Annotated in this window: 1 protein-coding gene; it reads right to left on the reverse strand. The window is 41.3% G+C overall.

The genetic code is table 11. The annotated features are described in order from the left end of the window. Positions 1-509 precede the first annotated feature (509 nt). Positions 510-1,430: a nuclear transport factor 2 family protein gene (locus tag WBM49_RS13630; RefSeq protein ID WP_424372595.1), complete on the reverse strand. Its 921-nt coding sequence runs from the start codon at positions 1,428-1,430 to the stop codon at positions 510-512. Positions 1,431-1,524: the final 94 nt, after the last annotated feature.

A 1,524-nucleotide genomic window follows, 5' to 3' on the forward strand; every position in this document is an offset into this window, starting at 1 on the left:
CGAGCCTTTTTCATAGTCTCTTTGTCATCAAAACGTTATCTTAACAAGAGAAAAAAAATCATGAAAGAAACAATAGCAGATATACTGGGAATTATTTTTAGAATTATCGTAGGGATCAACATACTGGGAGTTTGTTTAATCATATACATCTTGTGTGTAGATTATTTCCATTTAAAAAAAATAAAACAGAAGGAATGAAAATTAAATGAGAGCGTAAATGTAGCAAGACGTCTAAGTAAAGGCATATTATACCAAAAGAGTCTACTACTCTCCCTTCACAATAATTATCGGAATCTATTGGGCCTGGAAGAGGGGTCGGGGGTAGGTTAAGATTGGTTCAATTCATTCTAATAATGTTACTCCATCATTTTTACTAGTTTATTCGCACAGCAAATCTGTCGGGAATGTCTACTTGTGCAAACTTTCTTTTGCCCAGCTAAATGCTTTCGGAAAAAAACCCGGCTCTAAAATTAGAACCGGATTTTTTATTTATATACTACTGTCCGAGATTAATCTAGCCACTTACTGCTAATATAAGCCGTGGAACTGCTTATCTTGCCCTCATCATTAAAGTCGTGTACATACATGGCGGGCATCACTATTTCTGTGTCATCAGATTTACGGGTGAGGCGAATATTCCACCAACTTTGTACGGTCTTGCCATCGCGGAGATCATATTCCAGATAGTCCGGATAACCAACTACATCAATAGAAGTTACCGTAAATTTATCCATCATGTCCTTAAGGTTGGCCTTAGACTCTTCCATGGTCATAGATTCGTCCCTTGGCATTTCGATATTTCTAAAACGGGCTTTTTCGTCAAAATAGCTATAGGCCTTTTCCATATCCCCGTGTTCAAAAGCGTGCATCATACGCCGTACGTTATTGATATAGTCGTGGTGGTTGTAGATAGTGCCGTTCTTACGATCCTCAAAACTCTCCCCTACTTCGCGATATACGGCATCGTTATGATAGCTGAGCGCCATGTCAATTAAACCGTCCTTAAAGCGGTACATACGGTGTACTGGCATGTCTATTTTAACTCCTGTGGTGTTGTGTACCCCTTTGAGCTGATCCCAGGTCTGTACCCACATCTGTCCGTCCTTGTATTCCAGTGCGTCGGCGTAAGTACCCTGAGTAGGGTTAAGGCTGAGATAGGCCATATTTTCTTTCCACCATTTGGCCCCACCTGCGTAATTGGCTTTGGTGTTGCCTTTAGCATCCTTGTTGGTGCCAGAGCCATTAAAGGCTTTAAAGTCATCGTGCAGGTAGGAAGCCACTGCGGCGCTGTCCCCGGCTACCCAGGCGGCTTGCATGGCATTCACCGCGGCAAGGGCCTCATGTTCTTTGTAAATGGTTCCGTTTTTTTCTTTTTGGCCGTAGGCCGTCATTAGGCCCAAAGCAAGGGCCAAAAGCGTTACTTTTTTCATTTTAAATGGTTTTTGGTTGGTCAATAATTAAACTAAGAAAAGGTAAGAAATAAATTTTAATAAATTGAAATAAAGCCAATTACGCAGGTGGGGC

The sequence above is a fragment of the Muriicola sp. genome, assembly GCF_049669965.1.
In the GTDB taxonomy this organism is placed as follows: domain Bacteria; phylum Bacteroidota; class Bacteroidia; order Flavobacteriales; family Flavobacteriaceae; genus Muriicola.